Annotated in this window: 15 protein-coding genes; 4 read left to right on the top strand and 11 right to left on the bottom strand. The window is 60.3% G+C overall.

Features of this window, described 5'->3' with window-relative positions; genetic code table 11:
• Window positions 1–53: 53 nt before the first annotated feature.
• Complete coding sequence (locus tag QD280_RS01180) at window positions 54–995, bottom strand: methyltransferase domain-containing protein (protein WP_279838076.1); 942 nt, start codon at window positions 993–995, stop codon at window positions 54–56.
• Between the two features lie 312 nt (window positions 996–1,307).
• On the opposite strand from QD280_RS01180, the gene QD280_RS01175 reads away from it, so the two are divergent.
• The 4 genes from QD280_RS01175 (at window position 1,308) to QD280_RS01160 (ending at window position 5,515) form a co-directional block, all read left to right on the top strand.
• A complete protein-coding gene (locus QD280_RS01175; protein ID WP_279838075.1) occupies window positions 1,308–2,477 on the top strand; it encodes a glycosyltransferase in 1,170 nt (389 codons plus the stop codon).
• 883 nt (window positions 2,478–3,360) lie between these two features.
• Window positions 3,361–4,041: an NYN domain-containing protein gene (locus QD280_RS01170; protein ID WP_279838074.1), complete on the top strand. Its 681-nt coding sequence runs from the start codon at window positions 3,361–3,363 to the stop codon at window positions 4,039–4,041.
• A 137-nt stretch (window positions 4,042–4,178) separates the two neighbouring features.
• Window positions 4,179–4,802 (top strand): hypothetical protein, encoded by a 624-nt coding sequence (locus QD280_RS01165; protein ID WP_279838073.1) that lies wholly within the window; start codon window positions 4,179–4,181, stop codon window positions 4,800–4,802.
• A 200-nt stretch (window positions 4,803–5,002) separates the two neighbouring features.
• On the top strand, window positions 5,003–5,515 hold the full coding sequence (locus QD280_RS01160) for a hypothetical protein (RefSeq protein WP_279838072.1): 513 nt from the start codon (window positions 5,003–5,005) through the stop codon (window positions 5,513–5,515).
• 145 nt (window positions 5,516–5,660) lie between these two features.
• Here the strand turns inward: QD280_RS01160 and QD280_RS01155 are convergent, their stop codons facing one another.
• The 10 genes from QD280_RS01155 to QD280_RS01110 form a co-directional block, all read right to left on the bottom strand.
• Window positions 5,661–5,882 (bottom strand): hypothetical protein, encoded by a 222-nt coding sequence (locus QD280_RS01155; protein ID WP_279838071.1) that lies wholly within the window; start codon window positions 5,880–5,882, stop codon window positions 5,661–5,663.
• Between the two features lie 42 nt (window positions 5,883–5,924).
• Window positions 5,925–7,691 carry a hypothetical protein gene (locus QD280_RS01150; RefSeq protein ID WP_279838070.1) on the bottom strand — a complete coding sequence of 589 codons (1,767 nt, stop codon included), beginning with the start codon at window positions 7,689–7,691 and terminating at the stop codon, window positions 5,925–5,927.
• 103 nt (window positions 7,692–7,794) lie between these two features.
• The gene (locus tag QD280_RS01145) at window positions 7,795–8,196 is read right to left on the bottom strand and encodes a hypothetical protein (protein ID WP_279838069.1); all 402 of its coding nucleotides are present in this window, start codon (window positions 8,194–8,196) and stop codon (window positions 7,795–7,797) included.
• Window positions 8,193–9,878 carry a LamG-like jellyroll fold domain-containing protein gene (locus QD280_RS01140; protein ID WP_279838068.1) on the bottom strand — a complete coding sequence of 562 codons (1,686 nt, stop codon included), beginning with the start codon at window positions 9,876–9,878 and terminating at the stop codon, window positions 8,193–8,195. Before QD280_RS01140 ends, QD280_RS01145 begins: the two co-directional genes overlap by 4 nt.
• Entirely contained in the window at window positions 9,879–11,036 is a 1,158-nt protein-coding gene (locus tag QD280_RS01135; protein WP_279838067.1) for a hypothetical protein, read from the bottom strand.
• A gap of 80 nt (window positions 11,037–11,116) precedes the next feature.
• Complete coding sequence (locus QD280_RS01130; protein WP_279838066.1) at window positions 11,117–14,491, bottom strand: hypothetical protein; 3,375 nt, start codon at window positions 14,489–14,491, stop codon at window positions 11,117–11,119.
• Between the two features lie 29 nt (window positions 14,492–14,520).
• Window positions 14,521–14,919, bottom strand: coding sequence for a hypothetical protein (locus QD280_RS01125; protein ID WP_279838065.1), 399 nt, complete (start codon window positions 14,917–14,919; stop codon window positions 14,521–14,523).
• A gap of 33 nt (window positions 14,920–14,952) precedes the next feature.
• Complete coding sequence (locus tag QD280_RS01120; RefSeq protein WP_279838064.1) at window positions 14,953–18,756, bottom strand: hypothetical protein; 3,804 nt, start codon at window positions 18,754–18,756, stop codon at window positions 14,953–14,955.
• Window positions 18,757–18,827: 71 nt separating this feature from the next.
• A complete protein-coding gene (locus QD280_RS01115; protein WP_054557059.1) occupies window positions 18,828–19,019 on the bottom strand; it encodes a hypothetical protein in 192 nt (63 codons plus the stop codon).
• Between the two features lie 12 nt (window positions 19,020–19,031).
• A complete protein-coding gene (locus tag QD280_RS01110) occupies window positions 19,032–19,778 on the bottom strand; it encodes a hypothetical protein (RefSeq protein WP_279838063.1) in 747 nt (248 codons plus the stop codon).
• Window positions 19,779–19,781 lie beyond the last annotated feature (3 nt).

Raw genomic sequence — 19,781 nt, 5'->3', positions numbered from 1 at the left:
AACAACGGCGAGAGCGCCGGATATCGAAACAATACGGTTGTGCGGGTGCCGCCTCAGGCTGGACACACCAGCTCATAGTGCAGATAGCGGCCCAGATAGACGAAGGGGGGCGTGCGCCAGTGCTGACACTCGAGCGCGAGCAATTTCTGCATGTCAGCCTCGCTCAGCGGGTCGCGTGAGCGCAGATAGTCATGGAAGACGCGCAGCCCGGTCAGCTCACGTACCTCAAGCCCCGCCTCCGCGGCCCACTGACGTATCTCGCCATCGCGCAGCGGTGAGATGGGCGTCAAGCGCTTGCCGGTACCCCAGCCTGCCAGGCGCCCTTCCAGTACCTTGTCGAAATTGCCCTTGCTGACATTGGAAAACGCCAGCGCATCGCGATTGAAGACACTCAGCGACATGACGCCACCGGGCGCCAGCAACTTCGCGAGCAATGCAAAACCCTCCCGGGGATCGACCAGCCACTCCAGCACGGCGTGGCACACCACCACCGGCCACTGCTGATCAGTCTCGGCGGCGAAGCCCTGCAGATCACGCTCCTCCCAGACCAGCCGCCCAGCGAACGGCTCATCATTCGACAGCGCGTCGGTTTGACCTGGCACTTGCGGATCTGACGCCTCCTGAGCCGCCCGGGATGGGTCAGCCGTCGTACCAACGGACAACCCCTGGCCTTGCGGCGCGGCAGTGCTCAGGAAGCGTTTCGCGCGCTCACGCATCTCGCCAGAGGGTTCGACCAGCGTGAGATGGTGTCCGCGCGTGAGCCACCAGTGGGCTGTCTGCCCAAGCCCCGCACCGATTTCCAGTACCGGGGAAGGCGGCAAATGCGAGAAACGCTCATCCATCAGGCGCTGGGTGAGCGCAAGGCGAACACGGCCGCGCTCCGTGGTGTAGAAACCACGTTCGAACTTGTCGGCCAGACCGTCGAAATGACGATCAGCGGTGGCACGGCGAACGCGGGAAGCGCCAGCGCGGGACGAGGTTTTCGGCTCAGGCATGAAGAATATCTTGGCGAAGGAGAAAGAACTGACGAAGCAATGGTGCAGATAATGCCTCACTCACTCGCCAAAGGCACTTCTCGGTGCGGATGAACCGCGCACTGATGCCGCTGATGGCCCGCCGCCACGCATTTCCTCCGCCAAATGGATCGGCGTAGAATGGCGCCTGCATCGAGGGGCCAAGGAACGGCACATGGCGAGGAAAGAGGTCATGGGGCAGAGAAAGACCGACACTTGATCGACTTGAGCAGCCAAGGCTTCAACGTGACTGACTTGTGCACATCGACTCCACTTCCGACATAGACCTCAGCCATGAAACAACGCGTCCTGCTAATCGTCCGCAAGCTCAACATCGGCGGTATCCAACGCAATACCGTCAATCTCGCCAATGTCTTGCACCGCGAAGGCCATGAGGTCCATGTACTGGTACTGAAGGGCGAACTGGAGCTCGTCCCGGATGCCGGCGTGCACCTTCATCAGGTCGACTTCGACAAGGCATTTCGCAAGACGGGCATCGGCCTGTTCTACGACCTGTTCACTCGCCTGCTGCTGGCTCCGTGGATCAAGGGCTCAGGATACGTCTGGCGAGGCTATTACGGCGGTCACTACCTGCGCCGTTTCATCGCGCGCCTGGAGAAGGAACACGGCCCGATCGACCGGGTCATCACGCGCGGCCAGGGCGCCTTCGAGACCTTCTGGTCGTGGCGGGACCCACGCCTGTGGCAGGTGGCGGTGTCATGGCCCGGCGACCTGAAAGAGGGCTGGCAACAACGCTTCCTGTTAAGCCGCCTGTATAGCGGCAAGCAGGTCGTGTGCAACACCGACAATGTGCGCCAGCAACTCGAGCACCTGCTGGACCATCACGGGATCAAGGCGGCGCGACTCGCGACCATCGGCAATGTCTGTGATCTGGATGCCATCGCCGCCATGGCAGAGGAAGAGGTGGAACTGCCCTCCCGCCCCTATGTGGTGCAGGTGTGTCGCCTCTCGGACGTCAAGCGTCAGGATGTGCTGATCAAGGCATACCTCGCCTCAGGCATCGAGGAAGACCTCGTCATCGTCGGCGATGGCCCCAAGCGGGAAGCCACCGAAGCACTGATCCGCGAGCTGGGCGTCGGCGACAGGGTCCACCTGATCGGTAGCCGCTTGAACCCCTACCCGTGGATGAAGCACGCCCGCCTGTTCGTGCTCAGTTCACGCAGTGAGGCCTTCGGCATCGTGCTGGTGGAGAGCATGTGTTGTGGCACGCCGTGCGTGGCACCGGATGTCCCCGGCGGCATTCGCAATGTCTTGATCCATGATCAGGCGCGCCTGATCTCCGAAGACTCCATCGAGGCGCTGGCAGCCAAGATTCGTGAAGGTCTCGCCAACCCGCCGGCACTCGACTCGGATCCGGAGCTGATCGAACGCTTCCGCGATACCCGCATCATGCAGAAGTTTCTGTCCCTGCCCACTGATGCCGTGACATCAGACTCCCGCTGACACCCAAAGCCCTGCATTTATCGAGAGACTCTCTTGCAGGGCTTGCTCTTGCGCCTTCCCGCGGCGCTGAACTGGCAGGACGATTGGCTGGCAATACGTTTGAGTGACAAAGCGACCGACAGACACGACGGTGCGATGTCCAGACCAGGAGTCAGGGCATTGTTGATTGAGTATCGGATAGGAAGATCAAGTGCGGCAATTCTTACTCCGGGCCTGAAGCCAAGACAGACGCTGCTCACCGCGAGGGCTGAGCACACAACGAAGGGTACTGAGAAGACGATAAGGCGATGACGCAGAAGGCAGGGCAGACGACGTCGTCCAGAAGGTGGGATTGCTGGCGCCCCCTGCAGGAGTCTAATAGACCGGCAGATACTGGGCCCAACGGCATATTTCTATCTCCACCATACATGTCACCATACACGGGGCACAGCTATGGACTAAGACATCACTGCACGGCTTTGAGAATCGATCTTCACACATTCTCATAGTACCGCTAGCTCACACCTCTACCACCACTGGCAACCTCGGTGCCTCACCGATGATCTGATCCTCCTCTACGTAGACCATGCTGCCCACCTCGGCATCCCCTGGCAGATACGCACCCCGCGCCCTACCAGATCCACGCGAACGCGCAGCCGCTGACGTCTATCCTGGTTCCCCACCTAGCAACGTAGCAAGGCTGGCAGCAGCGTCATCAGGCGACTTCATAGAACCTCACGGCCCCCTCCTTTCGTATAGCATCAACCCAGTTCAATGGGAGAATGTTGACACCCCTAGAAAAGGATTGTATGTTTTACTCATCTTCGCCCCTGGCAGTAAGCCTCCTCAAACAATCATGAGGTGTGCCCAGCCCAGGGGCGTTTACGTTTCAAGGAGAAAATAATTGCCAACAGCAATACTAGTTGACTGCGCTTATTTCATTAAGCGCTTTCGAAAGATCGAGCCTGAAAATGCTTATAATGCGTCAAGAGCAGCTGACTGTTTACATCGCTGGGCTGTTAGCCATTTGAATGAACGTATACATGGCCAAAAGTCTAGGAAAGAACTTTATCGCATATTTGTATACGACTGCCCTCCTCTTCAAAAGAAAGCCCATAACCCAATAACAAAGCGAGCTATAGATTTTTCAAAAACTGACGAAGCTGTTTTTAGAAATGAGTTGCATAGTTCCCTTAAAAAGAAACGCAAAGTAGCCTTGCGCTTGGGAAACTTATCGGAAGATACACAATGGACCATAAAGCCTCATATCATTGAAAAGATGCTGAAAGGCAAGTATAAGCTGGAAGAACTTGGTCCTGATGATGTCAAAATGTCTACTCGTCAGAAGGGTGTAGACATGAGAATAGGTGTTGATGTCACATCGTTGACCTTGAAGAACCAGGTCGATCAGATAATTCTATTCGCAGGTGACGCAGATTTTGTACCCGTAGCCAAAATAGCTCGACGAGAGGGGATCGATTTCATTCTAGATCCAATGAGGCGCGAAATACCAGCAGCCCTTGATGAGCATATCGATGGGCTACGTAGCACATGCCCTCAAATAGCTACGAGTAAACACAGTTGACATACTGCTTTGCCCAAAAAACTCTTAGCACTTCGAAGATAAAGAAGTATTTACGGAGAACTTAATATTTATTTTTACATTTAGTACCAAAAATATTTTGTTAACTCCAAAAGCTATTGATACACAAGGATGTGGTCATGGATAGATTCAAGATAAGCAATCCACTTACATTAATATCGGTATTTGCAGGCGCAGCGGAAGCATTTGCTGCACTTGCGTTAGTAAACCTACCGATTGAAATACAAAAGATATTTGTTTATTTTGTCATGGCTTTCCCTATAATTTTAGTGGCTTTATTTTTTTATGCACTACTCTTCAACAATAAATGCTTGTATGCGCCAAGTGACTTTATCGATCAAAATCACTACTTGCTCGCGCATAGCTTGGAGCAGTCAGTTACAGAATCCATAGACAAATCAATTGAAGATTTTAACCATGAGAAAAATGAAAACAACATCAACAATAACATTGACTGGAACAAGTTCAAAAAGTCAGTATTAAACTCACTCAACGAGCGATTGGCTGAGTCGAGCGAATCACAAGTTTACAGCTACCTTAATAACAATAAGGGAAAATTTTTTACTGAACGGAGCCTAAGAATTACTTTACCTATTAGTAGGGTAGAATTAACAAAATCTCTAGAGAAACTTAAGGAAGATGGGCTGATAGAGAAGGGAAAGGAAAGAGAAGATGGAATTTCCCGCACATTGTGGGGGATTAATAAGACAAGTGAAAATTTGACCTCCAGCAACTTAAAATAGCTTACTTAAAGCATCTACAAAGCTATTGCATGACTTATATCTAGTGAAGAACACCAGCAGTGTTTAGTATGCACTGACAAAATAGTTTACTCGTATAAATATACATCTAATTTTAGCACCTAGCGTCTTTACAGAACATAACGACTAGACTACAGTGAATTGGGTGAGACTAATAAAATATAGCAAACCAAGGAGCGGTTATGATTAATACTGTAGACAAATTCTTTTACCCAGATTTAGTGATAATCAACAATGAAGAATATGGGGCTCAAAAAATAACTAAAGAAGGCAAGGTCCTAATTCCTTGCGAAGACATCCCTGCCATAACTCATGGGATGGTAATAGAACAAAAAATTGGCTCCCTGCTTATCCCGCTAATGATTACTGACTTTGACTTTAACGAAAAAGGGTCATTAAGTGTGGGCACAAAATCACCAGGTTTACTTACACTATATATCACCAATCAGGCTGCTGAAAAACATAAGCCTAAGCCAGAAAGCAACACAATTAATATCGGGTCAATTTCATCCAATAGCGTACAAGTCGGAAACAATAATACACTAATACACAACGCAACTATAAAAGAAATAGTTAAGCATGTAGCCGAAAGCCAAGACACAGACGCAAAATCAAAACTAAAATCGCTTCTCGAAAACCCTACTGTTTCTAGTCTTATTGGTGCTGGTTCGTCTGCTTTGTTAGCGGCACTTTAATAAAATAGCTACTCATTGAAAATCTCGAGATGCTTTATAACTCCAGCCGGTTCTAAGTGAGCCGGCCTTTAACTAACTACCTAAATCTCTCTAACTCATCCTGACATCTAAGTACTAATCACTTAATAAGCAATATCCTTCTCACTCACACTTCAACAACAATAATTTTTAAATTCGGAGCCACGCCAGTGATCTGGTCCCCCTCCACGTAGACCATGCCACCCACCTGGGCATCGCCCTGGCAGGTGCGCACCCCACCCCCTACCAGATCCACGCGAACGCGCGAGCCGCTGACGCTGATCACCTCGCCTACCTGGCGCGGCGTGGTCGGCAGCAACGCCAGCAAGCGGCGATATGGATTGGCCATGCTATCCCCCTCCTTTGCTTGAACTGATACCACACGACGCCATCACAGATGGAATCTCTGCAGCTCGATAGACTGGCGCACGCTCAGGGCACGCCCCTGCAGGCTTGCGCTGACGCTCACGCCCCGCGAGACACCACGCCAGCCATCGCACTCGATCATCATGCCAGGCAGCAGCAGGCCGCCCAAAGAGGCCGCCAGGGGCATCTGCAGGCTCTCGGTGCTCTGGCGTAGGGTAGCGGCCAGCTCAGCGATCCCGCGCGACTGCGCCGGTGCCTGATCGGTGATCAGGGCATCCACCACGGTGGGCGCAAGCTGATCGCCGGCGGTGCCCTGCCGAATGATCTGGGCCTGGATGCCACCGGTGTCGCCATGGAGCCAGACGGCATTGCGTGCATCACCTGGCTGCTGATCGCTGCCCAGCTGGGTGATGATGTCACGCGGCACCGCCAGATCAGCCTCGACCTCAGCCCAGCGCCAGGGCGCTGACTCGAAGCGTGGCGCAACGATGATGGTCTGATCCTGCTGATGGGCCTGCACATAGCCGCCGGCCGCCTGGGCGATCCGCGAGATGGCGTCGATGGGCGCGAGGCTGTCATAGCTCCACGCGCCGGCGGGCACCACCCAGTCAGTCATGCGCCAATCCAGTGACCAGCCCTCTGGCAGCTCAGCACGGGCGAGCTGCGAGGCGGTGGCCTGGCTGTCCTCGGTGTGGCTGCGCGCGGTGGCGTAGGGCGCGCCCAGGTACGCCGCAAGCGAGCGGCCGCTGATGGTCACGCTATGGCTCTGCCAGCTCTCAGAGCGTCGCCAGCCATCCACCAAGCACCGCCACTGCTCGCCATTGATCTCGGCCATCACCTCCACCGGCTGGCCATCAGTACCGGTCACCAGCGCTTGAGCATCACGCCCTGCCAGGCCGGCAGAGAATGACCATGCCCAGCTGTCAGCGTCGATGCTGAGCGTCATCTGGGTGGCCGGCAGCTCCAGGCCATCGGAGAGGCGCACCAGGCGCGCGGAGTTTTGCACGATATAGAGCCTTTTGACGGGAATGGTCGGGGTGGGTATCTCACACGTCAGACCAAACTGCAGCACCCACGGGGCGCTCGGCATGGCGTGGCAGAATTGCAGGGTGGTGCCACCCTCCACCGGCTCGAGCACCGGCGGCTCAGGCGGGTCTGGCGGCAAGTCGAGGCCAGGCGGTGGCCGGCGGGCCTGCTCCCAGGGCACGCGCCAATCGTCGCCGGTGGTGCGCCCCTGCTGATAGGGCACCTCCATCGTCACCGGCTCGAGGGTGCGGGCCTCCTCATAGCGCGAGCGCCGGCGGGCATCATTGCGGGGCGGGTGCTGGTAGCCGCTCGAGCGAGCCGCGGCGATTCCCTGCCCCTGCTCCCATACCGGCCGAGATCCGCGGCGGACACGCGGCAAGCTCAGCCATGAGCTACCGCTGAGGGTGCCCAGGATGCGCTCGGCCTGCTCCCACCGCGAGCCACTGGCGGCATCGGTGCGGGGCCGTGCCGACCACTGGCCGCCCTGGCTGGCCGCAAGCGTTGCGCCCTGCTCGAAGCCTGACACGGTGGCCCCATAGGGGCGAGCAGGCTGCTGCCAGCGGGTGCTGCCCTGGGCCTCTACCCGCGCGGCATTCTCGAACCGTGACCCCGCCTGTTCGGCAGGACCACGATAGGCATTGATGTCCCGAGTCATGGCGACATCGATAACCGCCGGTGCGCCCAGCGTGGCGACGAGCTCGATCAGCAGCCCTTGACTGAGCGTGGCATCCAGCTCTGGGGGCGGCAGCGTAGTATCTACTGCCAACGTGATCCGCTCTTCACCTTTGCCACCGCTGAAATCCAACACCAGCTGAAGGGCATCGCCTGCCAACGGCTGCCCAGTGAAACGCAGATCGATTGGAGTCACATCAGGCCTCGGCGAAAATGATTCGACTGATTCGGGTAATGATGCCGCGATAAATCGTCGTCGAGCTGATGGTCACGTCAGCGCCTGATCCCTCGATGCCGACATCCAGATCCATCACCCAGCCACCCTCGCCATCCACCAATCGCGCCCAGGTGGCTTCGCCGTCGGCGTCGGCCATGACTTCCTCGAATCCGGCCCCTGTCAGCACTCCGCTCGAGATGTCAGCCGCGAAGGGTTGGGGCACCTCCAGCGTGGCCAGCGCCACCTGATCGGTGACGGCAGCACCAGGTGATGGGCGAGTGCCTGAGTACACAACGAAAGATGCCGGCGACTCGCCGGCATCGATAGCGGTGGCAATGGCTGCCAGCCGCTCATTCTTCACTGCTGTCGAGAATTGGATCACGGGCTGTCCTCCAGCTCAGGATGCACGTTGTCAGATACCACCGCGTTCTGCTGCAGGGTGTGATCGAACGCCATCACAAAGAAGGCGCGACGCGGGTCGAGGTCCGTAAGTCGGTATTTGCCATCGGCATCACTCCATGTCTCGCGCACGATGCGGCCAGTGGCGCGCTCATGCACCCGCACCCGCCGGCTGACGGGCTGCGCCTGAATGTCCAGAACGGTGCCTGCAATGACGCCCATGCGCGTCGGATCAGAGACGCCGCCAGTCGGCGTGCCATTGGCACCACTGCCATCGACTTGATCGAGGTGCGACATGCCTTCCCCTGCCGTTGCCTCCACCCTCTGATCGCTCATGCCTCTGCTATCAATCGCGGACGGATTGGGCACCGGCACGGTGGCGGTGGTATACCCTTGGGGCTTGGGGCGAGTTAGTGGGCGCATCGACTGCTTGGGCATCCTTGCCTCTGCCAGCATGCCGAAACGGGCCGTCAGCGCCAGTATCTCACTCTCAGTCAATAGCCGGTCATAGGACGTGAACGCTCCAATAGCGCCAATAAATCCATCACTGCCGGTGTCGGGGTTTGCGCCTATGGCAACTTGCGTGGCCTCAGAGTCGGAATGGCCAAACGCCGCATTGCTCTCTGACAGCACCCCATCTTCATAAATACTGACAACACCATCACCCACCAGCAGCACCAGAAAATGAGACTTTCCATCGAGCTTCAGCCGGTGATTGAGATAGGTATTACGATTTGCCCCAGCCCCCACCTCATAGAAGGTATACAGGCGAGCAGACACATCAATGCGCCACGAATAGTAGTTACTGGCCACATCCTCGCCAGGGCTGCCCAGCGTGACCAGGTTGGAAAAATTGTCGTGACCGATAGAATCCATGCGATAGAGCATGGCAATGGTGTGGTTTTTGGTCTTGATCATGGCGGGGCTACTGTCACTTCGCAGCATGGCCTCACCATCAAACGCCATGGCAGGCACGCCGCCTAGGGTGGTAGGTGTTGCCCCGACGATCTCAGCATCAATGCCCCCGACCTGATCGACCACCTTGCCCCCGGCCACGATGCTCATGTCATACGCCGCGATCTCCCCGCCAATCCCGCCGACTGCCCAGCTAGGGCGGAAGTCACGTACCGCAAGACTCATCGCTGCCTGGTCTTGCTCGGGCCTGGTCAACGCCTGGTCATACCCTCGAACATCGACCACTCGCAGGTCAGCCGCAGTGGCCTGAGAGATGGTCAGCGTTTCGAGTGGCATGGCAGCCGCCGGCCTCTCGATGCCTTCTCGCCCATCCAGTGCCACGCCGATACTTGCCCCGTCATGCGTGATAAAAACGGTGTGATAGTAGCCAGGGTAAAATCCCTGGGCCTGCACGCGCTCGCCGGATACGACAAGCCAGAGGCCATCAGCATCTGTCTCTAGCGCGATGCCGCTGTCACCCAGGACAAGGCTAGTGCCGCCCCCTGCTGACAGCATCCAGACCTCGAGCGTCCAGGGTGCCACCAGCCCCATCGGAAATAAGGCGCTAGCACCAGGCACGGCCAGATCAAGCTCTTTGGTCGCCTCGAGCATCTGGCTCGGTGTCCAGTCACCCAGCGCCTGCTGAGCGGTAGAGTCGCCCAGCTCATCCACTAGATCACCCTCTAGCGGGTAATGGTGTGTGAGTGCCATTTATACCTCCTGCCAGCGATCAAGCCGCCAGGCCATCAACGTCTCCTTGCCGGCATTCCCGCGACTGGCCGCTAGGCGAAACATGACGGGCACATCATCCATCTGGGGCAGATTGTCCACCACCGCTTTGTCGTACCCTGCCCCCGTGTGAAGCGGTTGCAGCATCCCTGGCATCGAGCCGCGCACGCCGCCTGACTCAATGACCAGCATCTCGCCCTGCGCCACATAGAAGCCATTATCCTGCGGATTCGGGTAACTGATCAGGCTACCGATGCGATCCCCGACACCCTCCAGCGTCCAGCCCACCGCACCAGGCAGCTGATGCCAGGCACGCGCGATACTCATCTCGACAGTCGAGCCAAAGTAGGGAAGCGCACTATACGTCTCGTAAGTGTCTGAGCTTGAGGACCAGGTGCCATCCTGCAGCCCCGCGACCACACAATGATACGCATCGCCTGGGCGTACCGTCTTAATGTCACCCCAGACGAATACCCCGTGCTTACCTTGGCCGCCATAGCGGTTGAGGTAGAACATCGTCAGACCATCCCCCAACAATGCCCAATCGCGCGTCGTCTCCTTTGCGGAATAGGGCCATTGCCGTGACGCGGCCACGGTATACGTGTCGATGTCGATCATCTCTTCAATGAGACTGACACGCGCCTGGCGGCCACTGTTACTGCTATGCCCTCCCCAGGTGCCATTCTCCACCATCAGCATCACCTCGGTGGCACGCTCGCTGGTACGCTTGAACACTGCGCGATGATTGTCAGCATCCTCTGCTGCGATCTCCCAGCCGCCCACGGGTGCCGTCTTGATCTCGATCAGATCGCCGGTCGCCTCATTGGCAGCGGGCGCGGTATCGAGCGCGAAGCGCACCCAGTCGCTGCCGATAGCGGTCACTCGATGCTCGCCATTGTAGCCAGCCTGATCTGCCCCGCTGATGGCGATTACCTGCCATTTGAGATAGCCATGACCACTGCCCACGCTCGCGGTGGCTTGCTGGGTAGCGCTGTCATACGTCAGCGAGGCAATGGGCTTGGTGTTGAAGCCGGTCACGAGGCAGGCTTTCAGCAGCTCGATCAGCGCACCATATTGGTCGCCATTCTCGGGGCTGCCGCCCATGTCACTGCTGAGCCACTTCACGGGAAAATCGGCCATCTTGAACGTCTCCAGAAACAAGGCCGCCCAGCGAGTGGCTGGGCGGTTGAGGGATAGAGGGTTGCGCCTGCCGGTGGCGGTCAGGCGTTGGCGTTGCCACGGATCTGCAGGCGGAAAGAATCTTGCTGGCCGCTGGCCGGCCCCTGCAGGATCACGCGCGCCAGCCACATCGGGAAGCTCGCGCCGATGGTCGAGAAGCGGATCACGTTGCCATTCACCCAGCCGGCCCCGAAGCCGCCCGCCTTGAGGGTCCAGTAGGGCACGCCGTGATTGGGATTGGTGGGGGCGGTGTCTTCATTGATATTGCCCACGCCAATCTCACCTACAGTGCGACCGATGATGCGGAACGTGCTCGAGCCGGTGAAGATCAGCGCCCAGTCTTCGGTGATGGCCCCGCGGTTGGTGATGATGGGCGGATAGGTGGTCACGTTGTACTCGGCCAGGGTGCCGTCTGCGCCGTCGTTATCATCCTTGCTCCAGTCCCGGTCCCAGCTGGCGAGGTCGAAGAAATTGGTGACGCGCGCCTGCAGGTCACCGGCCACCATCGCGGCGCTGACCAGAGTGTCATCTGACGGGTAGTCGTGGCTCAGATTGCCCTTGAGCGTCAGCACGCCTGAGAGGTCCACGTCACCCACCAGCAGCATGTCCTCGACACGGTGAAGGGCGTACCAGGGCTCGGGGTAGGTGGCCGTGTCAGGCGCGGCGAGCTGTACGGTGCCGGCATCGAGGTCTGCACTGTACTGGGTGGCCGGCACCTCCTCGCCGGTAGCGTCCTCCACCACCAGACTGGCCAGACGGGTACGTCCCACATCCAGCGTGGTGCCATCCGCCAGCCCCAAGGGGAACGGCGCTCGGCCAGTGTGGTGCACCACCACCACGCCGCCGGCGCGATAGATGGGCACGCGGCCATCGCTAGGCAGGCGCACGGGGTCGATACCGATCAACTCAGCCTCAAGCGGCAGAGTGGTCAACACCACAGCATTGAAGCGGGCCGTACTGGGGATGATCTGTGTCGGTCGCCAGATCATACCGGCATCATCCACCGCAGCGGCGTCATACCAGCTTTCTGACTTCTCGGCGGCTGTCAGACTGGCATCGGCCACCTGCTTGCCGAACATGACGCGCACCACGCCCGTCTCGAAGCTGACCTGCCCTGCCATCTCATCACCCTCGATCTCGCCAGAGAGTGCCGCCTGGCCGGTGATCGAGCGGCCGTCGAGCGTGGTGGCCTGAATCAGTAGACCACCCACCTGCAGCGGCGAGCCGGGCGTGCGGAAGAAGGCTTCATCGAGCGTCCAGGTACCGAAAGTAGACACGAGTGTCTGCACGGTGATGGTGGCGCTGGTGCCTGTCGGCCAGTCGGTGATGCGGGCATCGCCGCTGCCATAATCGATGGTGCCCGCCAACACCCCAGCGCCATTGCTGTCCACGCTGCGATAGAGGCTGCCCTGGCGGTCGATGAAGGTGTCACCACGGAAGGTGAAGCTGAGCGTGCCGGGCACCACGCTGTCCTGCAGCAGCGGCATCAGGTCTACATCCAGAGGGGCAAGATCCTGAGTGATGGTGTGGGTGGTCGGCGCAGCGCTATCCAGCTGACTGGTCAGCCACACACTGGAACCATTCTCGAAGTTGTCGCGCTTCTCGTAACTGCCCCACTCACGGTTGAGGTTGTCGCCGTCATCCCATTCCTTGACCTCGCGGACCTTCTCAACCTCGAAAGTGACCGCGCCGGTGGCGTAGTCGATGCTGCCCTCCCAGCCACCATTAAAGCCGCCACGGCCATCATCGGTGATGGTGTAGGTGACATCGGCCTCGCCGCCATTCTGCTCGACAGTCTCCCAGGTGCCATTGCGCGAGGTGCTGGTCTCATTCTCGGAGCTGGACCAGGTACGCGTGACGGTCCAGGTGAGTGACACACTGCCCGGACGCACTGGCGCATCGCTGATGGTCAGGCTGACCAGCCCTGCCCCATTGGCAGACGGCAGGAATTGCTCGGTGGTCGGGGCGCCGTAGTCGTATTCGATCTCGACCTGAGAGTTGGCATCCGGGAAGGCATCGCCGTTGAACGCGACATAGGCCTCGCCCGGCTGAGGATTGCCGTTGCGGTCTGCATAGCCATAGACGATGCGGCCGGTGGCGGCCCCACTCAGAGTGCCCAGACCATCATCGGTGGCAGTCTTCTGGCTACCGCCAGCGATCCAACGCACGGTGACCGAGTTGGGCACCACACCCGGATGCTCGAGCGGGAAGGTCATCCACGGCTTGTCGATGGTGGCTTGACCGGCACGGTCTTCGTAATGGACCGGCGTGCCCCAGCTGAACAGGATGGCGCTGCCCACATCCGGCATGGCGCTGAGCGTGACGTTGACCGAGCCGCTGGTGTAATCCACCCGACCTGCGCCATTGCCGGTGAGGTCGCTATTGCTGTCTTCATCTCTGAGCTCATACCACTTGCCCAAGCTACGGAAGGCGATCACCACGCTGCCCGGGGCCGGCAGCGGATTCAGGCGATTGACATAGGTGAAGGCGCGATTGTTGAGCTCTACCGCGATCTGGGTGGTGCTGGCGATCTGCGCCACCTCGAAGGATTGGCCGTTGCTGCTGACGGTGATACTCGCCGTGCCGCCCACTTGCACGTCGGTCACTGCCTGCTCGGTGGTGGTGGCCGGTACCAGTGGCGCGTAGGTGCTGGCGACCTGCACGGTGTTGTCACCAAACTCAGCGGGCTGGGCCAGAGTGCTGACGCCATAGTATCGGGCAGCATCAGTGCTCTGCCCTTCGCGGATTACGGTGTCAGGGTCCACGGTGCCGGGCTTGGGCTGCACGCCATAGACACGCTGGCGCAGCGCAGTGGATAGCCCCAGCGTCAGCACGCGGCGCTCGAACGTCTGCACGCTGCTGCCATTCAGATACTCGAAGGTGCGGATCTCGTGATCGATCTCTGTGATACGCACGTACTGCACCTCGCCGGCGAAGTCGCCCTGCTCGGTGATCAGCGCCAGCACATCGCCCAGGTCCGGCAATGGGGCCTCGGTCATCTGAAACGTGGTGAGGCTGCGTTGACCGGCGAGCTGATCGCCCAGCAGTGTCATGCGTGAATTGACGCCGGCGGTGACATAGCTTTCCACATGGTCACGCGCGGACTCCCGCTCATCCGAGGGGGAGCCGGTATCGAACATCACCACGCTGACGTTCGGGTCGGATGGCACCTGATCGATGATCGCGTGGGCGCCGAAATACTGGGCGGTGTTGTCGGTCAGTACGCCGGCACCCACCTTGCGCAGCGAGGTGCGCCCTGCGGCGCGATCGAGGTCAGAGATGTCATCAAAGATGTCATTGCTCGCGCCATCGACCACGGGGCGACCAGTCAGCCGGCCACCGCCATCGGCGTTATCGGTCATGCGCTCAGACTGCAGGATGCGGATGTCGCCGCTATGGATTGTTTCGTCGGCCATTGGGCTGGCTCCAGCAAGATGATGGGGTGTCAGACGGTGATCAGGCGCAGGGTGATGGTGTAGGGATGATCCGGCCCCTGGCCGCCAGCGGCGAGGCGATAGACCTCGGTGGCCGTGACCGCCTCACCACTGGCACGATCGAACACGCAATCGAAGGTTTGCCCATCGCCCCAGATGAGCGTCATGGGCGTGCCGTCTGGCCGTGGCGTGGCCGCCAGCTCAGTGAGGGACAACGCGGTGGCACGGGTTACCCAGGCCCCGTTGCCACTGGCGAGGGTGATGGGACGCCCTGCCGCCTGCGCGGATTCCTCGATGATGAGTGCCCCGGTCAGCGTGGGCGTCTGCACCTGGCCGACGCTGTGGGACACCAGCTCATCGGTCCACTGGATGTCATCGGGCAAGACAATGCCCTCAAGGGTGATCGCCATGGTGCTCTCTCAATAGAAATGAAACGCCCGCCATCAGCGGCGGGCCGTCGTGCGTGAGGCTTGGGCCAATCGATCAAGGAAGACATCGGCCTCGCGCTCGTCCACCCCGTTCAGCGTGACCTGCTGGCCGGCGATGTTGAGATCCACCGCCACGCGGCGTTGAGCCTGCACCGACTGGGTGAGCTGGCTGGTACGGTTCTGGGCGTCACGGTTGTTCTCGCGCTGGGTGACCTCGGCCTCCTGCACGTTGCGCTGCCGCTCAGCCTCATCGGCCAAGGCCTGCTGCTTCTCCTGCTCGGACTGGGCGCGGATATCCTCAAGGCGAAGATCGTGGGCGCGTTCCGCCAGCCGCAGCGATTCCTGTGCCGCGCTGATGGTCTGAGCATCGCCCAATGCCCGGGCGGCGTTGAGCGCTTCCTGAAGCTCGGCCTGTTGCTGCTGATACCGCAGCGCCTCGACCTGGGCGCTATCGCCCTGCAGGCTGGCGAGCTCCGAGCGCAGACTGGCCAAGGTGTCACTCACGCTGTCTGACAGCGACTCGACCTGACTGCGCACCGATTGAATGGAGCTTTCGAGGCCGGAAAGATCCGACTCATCGAGCAGGTCGAAGCGGCTTGAGAGATCGTCCATGTCCTGTGAGAGTGCGCTGGCTGGCGCCCGCCCTGCCTCGATCTGATCGGTCAGCGATTCCACGGCGATCTTCTGCTCGAGGAAGGCGATCTCGGTCTGACGTGACGTAGTGGCGAGGTCCGTCATCCAGGCCGTGAAGCCGGTGGAGTCGAGACGGGTGGCGAGGTTGTCGCGAAGATCACCGATTTCATGATCCAACTCGGCAATGCGGTCCTGCATTCCCTCGATGCCTTCGGCCTGGGTATCGATCCCCCAGTCAGTCGCGAAGGCCTGATAGGCGGCGTCACTGAGTGACCGCATCTGCTCTTCCGTCTCGTGCAAGGCATTGCTCATCAGCTGAGCAATGGTCTGGGCACTGCGTGTGACAGAGGCCTCCACCGTCTTGGCCGTGTCGGCAGAGGCCTGCTGCGCCTTGTCTCCCGTGTCCCGGGCTGCCTTGGCCGTGGCTTCCTGCGCCTCGATCCACTGGGCCTTGAGCGTGCGAGCCCCGGTCACGCCATCCTTGACCAGCCCATCGAGAACCGCGCCGAAGGCCTTGATGCCTTCCTTCGAGCTGATCTGCTCCTTGGCGCCGACATAGGCACGGCTCAGCTCCTTGGCGGACAGCTCACCGGTGGAGGCGATCTTGGTGAAGGCATCAATGGCCGAGCGTTCCGCCTCGGTCACACCGGTGCGAATCTCTTCCAGGGTGGTGCCCATGTCCTTGGCCAGGCGGGCACCGGCAGACTTCCACTTGGTCGCGAGAGAATCCGCGCCGCTCACGCCGTCATTCACCAGCCCATCGACCTGATCCTTGAGGGCGGCGATCCCCTTGTCAGACTTGATCTTGTCCTGCGCCTTCTCGAAGGCCGTCGCCAGCTGCGCTGCACTCAATTCACCACTGGCCGCCAGCGTGGCGAAGGCATCAAGGGCTTCCTGCTCGCTGTCGGCGATACCACTGGACAGCTCGCCCAGCGAGGTACCGAGAGATGTGGCAGCGTTTTCCAGTGCCTTCTGGCGTTTGGCGGCCGCATCCGCTGCTTGCTTGGCAGCCTTCTCTTCCTCCTCGGCCTGCTTCTTGGCGGCAATGGCCGCAGCCTCAGCGGCAGCGGCCTGCTTGGCAGCCGACTTGGCGGCCTTCTGCGCGGCCGTATCGCTGTTGTCGAAGGCGTTGAAGGCATTCTTGGCAGCGGCAGCAGCTTGCTGGGCATAGCGCACTGCATCCGCGTTCAAGTCATTCAAGGTGGCACGGGCAGCCACGGCCCGCGCCTTGGCCTGCGCCACCTGTGCCTCGGATGCCAGCCCCACCACCTCCAGCGCCCTGACCGAGGTAGCCGTCAACTCCAGCACCCAGGTGGAAGCTGCCGCGACCGCAGCGACCAGCCCCGCGACAACAGATTGCACACCACGGAAGACCGCCGTGAGGGAGTTGCCGAGGAATTGCCCGGTATCAATGATCGACTGCATGGCACCACCGATCTGCTCGCGATGCTCAATGAAACTTCGCGCCCACTCTCCGCCGGTGCGAATCACACCCCCGATGGCCGTGGCGAGGTCATCCAGCAGCCCGGGGTTTTCCGCCAGTGCCCGCTCGAAGTCGGCAGATACCTGATTGACCGCCGGTGACAGCTCGCCCATCAGGCGATTGCTCAACCCTTGTAGCCGGCCTTGCAGGCGGGTGATGGCGGCATCGGTCGCTTGCAGATTGGCGATCTGCTCGGGGGACATGATCAGCCCCACCTCGCTGGCCTCTTCCATCAGCGCTCGGAGTTCAGCGGCATTATTGGCAAGCAGTGGCTGCAGGCGTGTGGCATCGTCTGCCAGTGATTCCAGCAGGTTGACCTGAGCTGCCTGGGGCAGATTCTTCATGGCATCGGCCAGGCGCAGCATCATCTCGTCTGGCGCCAGCTCGATCAGCTCCTCGGCCTTGATGCCCAGAGCATCGAGGGCGTCCTGCGCCTCACCGCCGCCGTTCTGGTAGGCGTCACCGATCTTGTCGGCAGTGTCCTTGAAGATATTGCCGGTCTTGTCGGCATCGATACCGGCACGCTGAAAGGCGTACTGATAGCCCTGCAGCGCCTGAGTGGAGATACCCAGCGAGCGCGACGTGATATCCAGCTGCTGGGCCATCTCGGCCTGCTGAGCGGTGTAGCGCGTGGCCCAGCCGACGGCCAGCCCTGCCCCTGCCACCGTGGCGGCGGCAGCACCGGCAGCCCACTGTTTGAGTGAGGCACCCGCTTTCTTGAAGCGGCTTTCGCTGCGCTCGGCTGCCTCACCGGATTCGCGGGCGGCCGCGGCGGTCTCACGCAAGCCGGATGCCAGCGAGGTCACGTTGTCTTCCAGCTCACGGGATTGGCGGGCCAGGCGCTGTTCTTCATCGGCCAGGTTGTCGATGTTCACACCCGCGGCGTGGGCATCCTGCTGCAGGCGCGTGAGCTTCTGGGCCTGAGCCTCATGACCGGCGGTCGCCTTGTCGGCTGCCGCGCGGGCTTTGTTGAGGGCCTTTTCCTGCTGTTTCAGTTCGCGCTCGACCGGCTTGAGCTCGGCAGTCAGCTGGGCCGCACTGGCGCTAGCGCTCTGCCACTCCTCCTTGGCCTCATCCGTCGCTTCACGCTGCTGCTGCAGCTCATCACGCAGACTGCTGAGGCTTTGTGCCTGGGCATCGTAGGTATCCTTCGCCTGCTCCACGGCACCACTGGCCCGCGACAATGCCTGGCGCTGCTCGTCGGTGGCGTTGGCGCTCCGGCCGATCTCGGACTTGAGGTCACGCACACGCTGTGCGGCATCACGCCATGCCTGACGGGCGGCAGTGGTGGCGGTCTGGGCGCCCTTGTAGCTGGTCTGCAGCTGGGTCAGCGTCTGAGTCTGGGCGACATGCGCCGCCTTGGCGTCGTCCGCCTCTTGAGCAGCCCGCTGTGTCGCCAGCCGCAGCGAGTCCGCACCATTGGCGGAATTCTCATACGCGGCCTGCAAGCCGTCAGCCTTGTCCACGGCTTCGCGCATGGCAGTCCCGGCGTCATCCACGACCGCCGCGACCTTGTTGATCTGGGTGACCAGCTTCTGTTGCTGGCCGATGGCCGACATTTCTTCAGAGAGGCGCTCGACCTCGGCTGAGGCCTCGCTGCTATCCTGCCCGAGATTGTCCAGCTCGCTCATCAGCTTGCCGATGTCTTGCAGCCCATCGACCGCGGCCTGAATGCGCAGCTGAATGTCACTCTGATTGGCCATCGTGTCGTGCTCCGGACATGAAAAAGCCCGCCAGATGGCGGGCTAGGTGGTGCAACTCACAGCAGGCAGGCTCAGACCTTGCCCGCCTTCTTCAGTCGATCCAGCTGGCGCACCTCGAGGGTGAGGGAGTCGCCGGCGGCATACTCCTTACCGCCGTGGCGGTGCGCCTTCCTGAGCTTGACGCTCACCGAGTCGGTGGGCTTTGCCTCAGTGCCGGGCTTGGCCTCAGTGCCAGTCTTGCCCGTAGCAGTCTTGTCGGTCATGGCTCGCTCCCGTTAGCTGTACATGGTGGCGGTGTAGGCGGCGCCCTTGCCGGGCGGCACCACCAGCGAGCCGGACAGCTGCCCGGTGATGAACTCGGTGCCCATCAGCTCGGTGGCCTGATCCGCCGACAACACGGCACGGAAGATCTCGACCCGGGTACGCTTGCCGGTGGCGAGGTTGATGCCATCCACCAGGATGTAACGCGGCTTGGAGATCTCGGTGTCCCCCATCACGCGATGGCCGGTGACCGCCTCGGTATCGTAATCCACGGTGACATCACCTGCCGCGGCAGCGGTACGCGCCTTGATGAGGCCGGCACTCAGGTTGATCTCGCAGTCAGCAGTGACATCGGTAGCGTCCTTGGTGACCACGACACTGCCCGCGGCCAGCGAGGAATGCGGCAGCGCCGCCCAAGCCCCTTCCGTCAGGGTCAGCGCCTCGCCGGTCACGCTGTCAGCTTCGGCATCCGCCAGCTCTGCCGTGCCGCCAAGCGTCTCCGCCAGCATGGCGGCCGGCATGGAATCGAACTGGATGGTGACACTGGCCGAGTCACTGGGCAGGTTGACGGCATCCAGCGCCTGGCCGTAGTTGTCCTTCTGGAAGGAAGGGCGAGAAATGCGGTTCACGCTGGTCGGCGTGATGCTCAGGGACGGCACGTTCATCGGGCCATTCAGGGCGCCGAACTTGCCGTTGGCATCCACCTCGGCCATGAAGATGTCGCCAGACATGATCAGGCCTGTGTCTTTGAAATCAGCCATGAG

This window comes from Cobetia sp. 1AS1, from assembly GCF_029846435.1.
GTDB classification, from domain to species: domain Bacteria; phylum Pseudomonadota; class Gammaproteobacteria; order Pseudomonadales; family Halomonadaceae; genus Cobetia; species Cobetia amphilecti.
The sequence above is the reverse complement of the archived record's forward strand: the minus strand, read 5'-3'. Positions and strand labels throughout refer to the sequence as shown.

Bases quoted from the DNA above. Each gene is read 5' to 3' on its own strand.
- QD280_RS01180 (WP_279838076.1), bottom strand. From the start codon at position 995: ATGCCTGAGCCGAAAACCTCGTCCCGCGCTGGCGCTTCCCGCGTTCGC.
- QD280_RS01175 (WP_279838075.1), top strand. From the start codon at position 1,308: ATGAAACAACGCGTCCTGCTAATCGTCCGCAAGCTCAACATCGGCGGT.
- QD280_RS01165 (WP_279838073.1), top strand. From the start codon at position 4,179: ATGGATAGATTCAAGATAAGCAATCCACTTACATTAATATCGGTATTT.
- QD280_RS01160 (WP_279838072.1), top strand. From the start codon at position 5,003: ATGATTAATACTGTAGACAAATTCTTTTACCCAGATTTAGTGATAATC.
- QD280_RS01155 (WP_279838071.1), bottom strand. From the start codon at position 5,882: ATGGCCAATCCATATCGCCGCTTGCTGGCGTTGCTGCCGACCACGCCG.
- QD280_RS01140 (WP_279838068.1), bottom strand. From the start codon at position 9,878: ATGGCACTCACACACCATTACCCGCTAGAGGGTGATCTAGTGGATGAG.
- QD280_RS01135 (WP_279838067.1), bottom strand. From the start codon at position 11,036: ATGGCCGATTTTCCCGTGAAGTGGCTCAGCAGTGACATGGGCGGCAGC.
- QD280_RS01130 (WP_279838066.1), bottom strand. From the start codon at position 14,491: ATGGCCGACGAAACAATCCATAGCGGCGACATCCGCATCCTGCAGTCT.
- QD280_RS01125 (WP_279838065.1), bottom strand. From the start codon at position 14,919: ATGGCGATCACCCTTGAGGGCATTGTCTTGCCCGATGACATCCAGTGG.
- QD280_RS01120 (WP_279838064.1), bottom strand. From the start codon at position 18,756: ATGGCCAATCAGAGTGACATTCAGCTGCGCATTCAGGCCGCGGTCGAT.
- QD280_RS01115 (WP_054557059.1), bottom strand. From the start codon at position 19,019: ATGACCGACAAGACTGCTACGGGCAAGACTGGCACTGAGGCCAAGCCC.
- QD280_RS01110 (WP_279838063.1), bottom strand. From the start codon at position 19,778: ATGGCTGATTTCAAAGACACAGGCCTGATCATGTCTGGCGACATCTTC.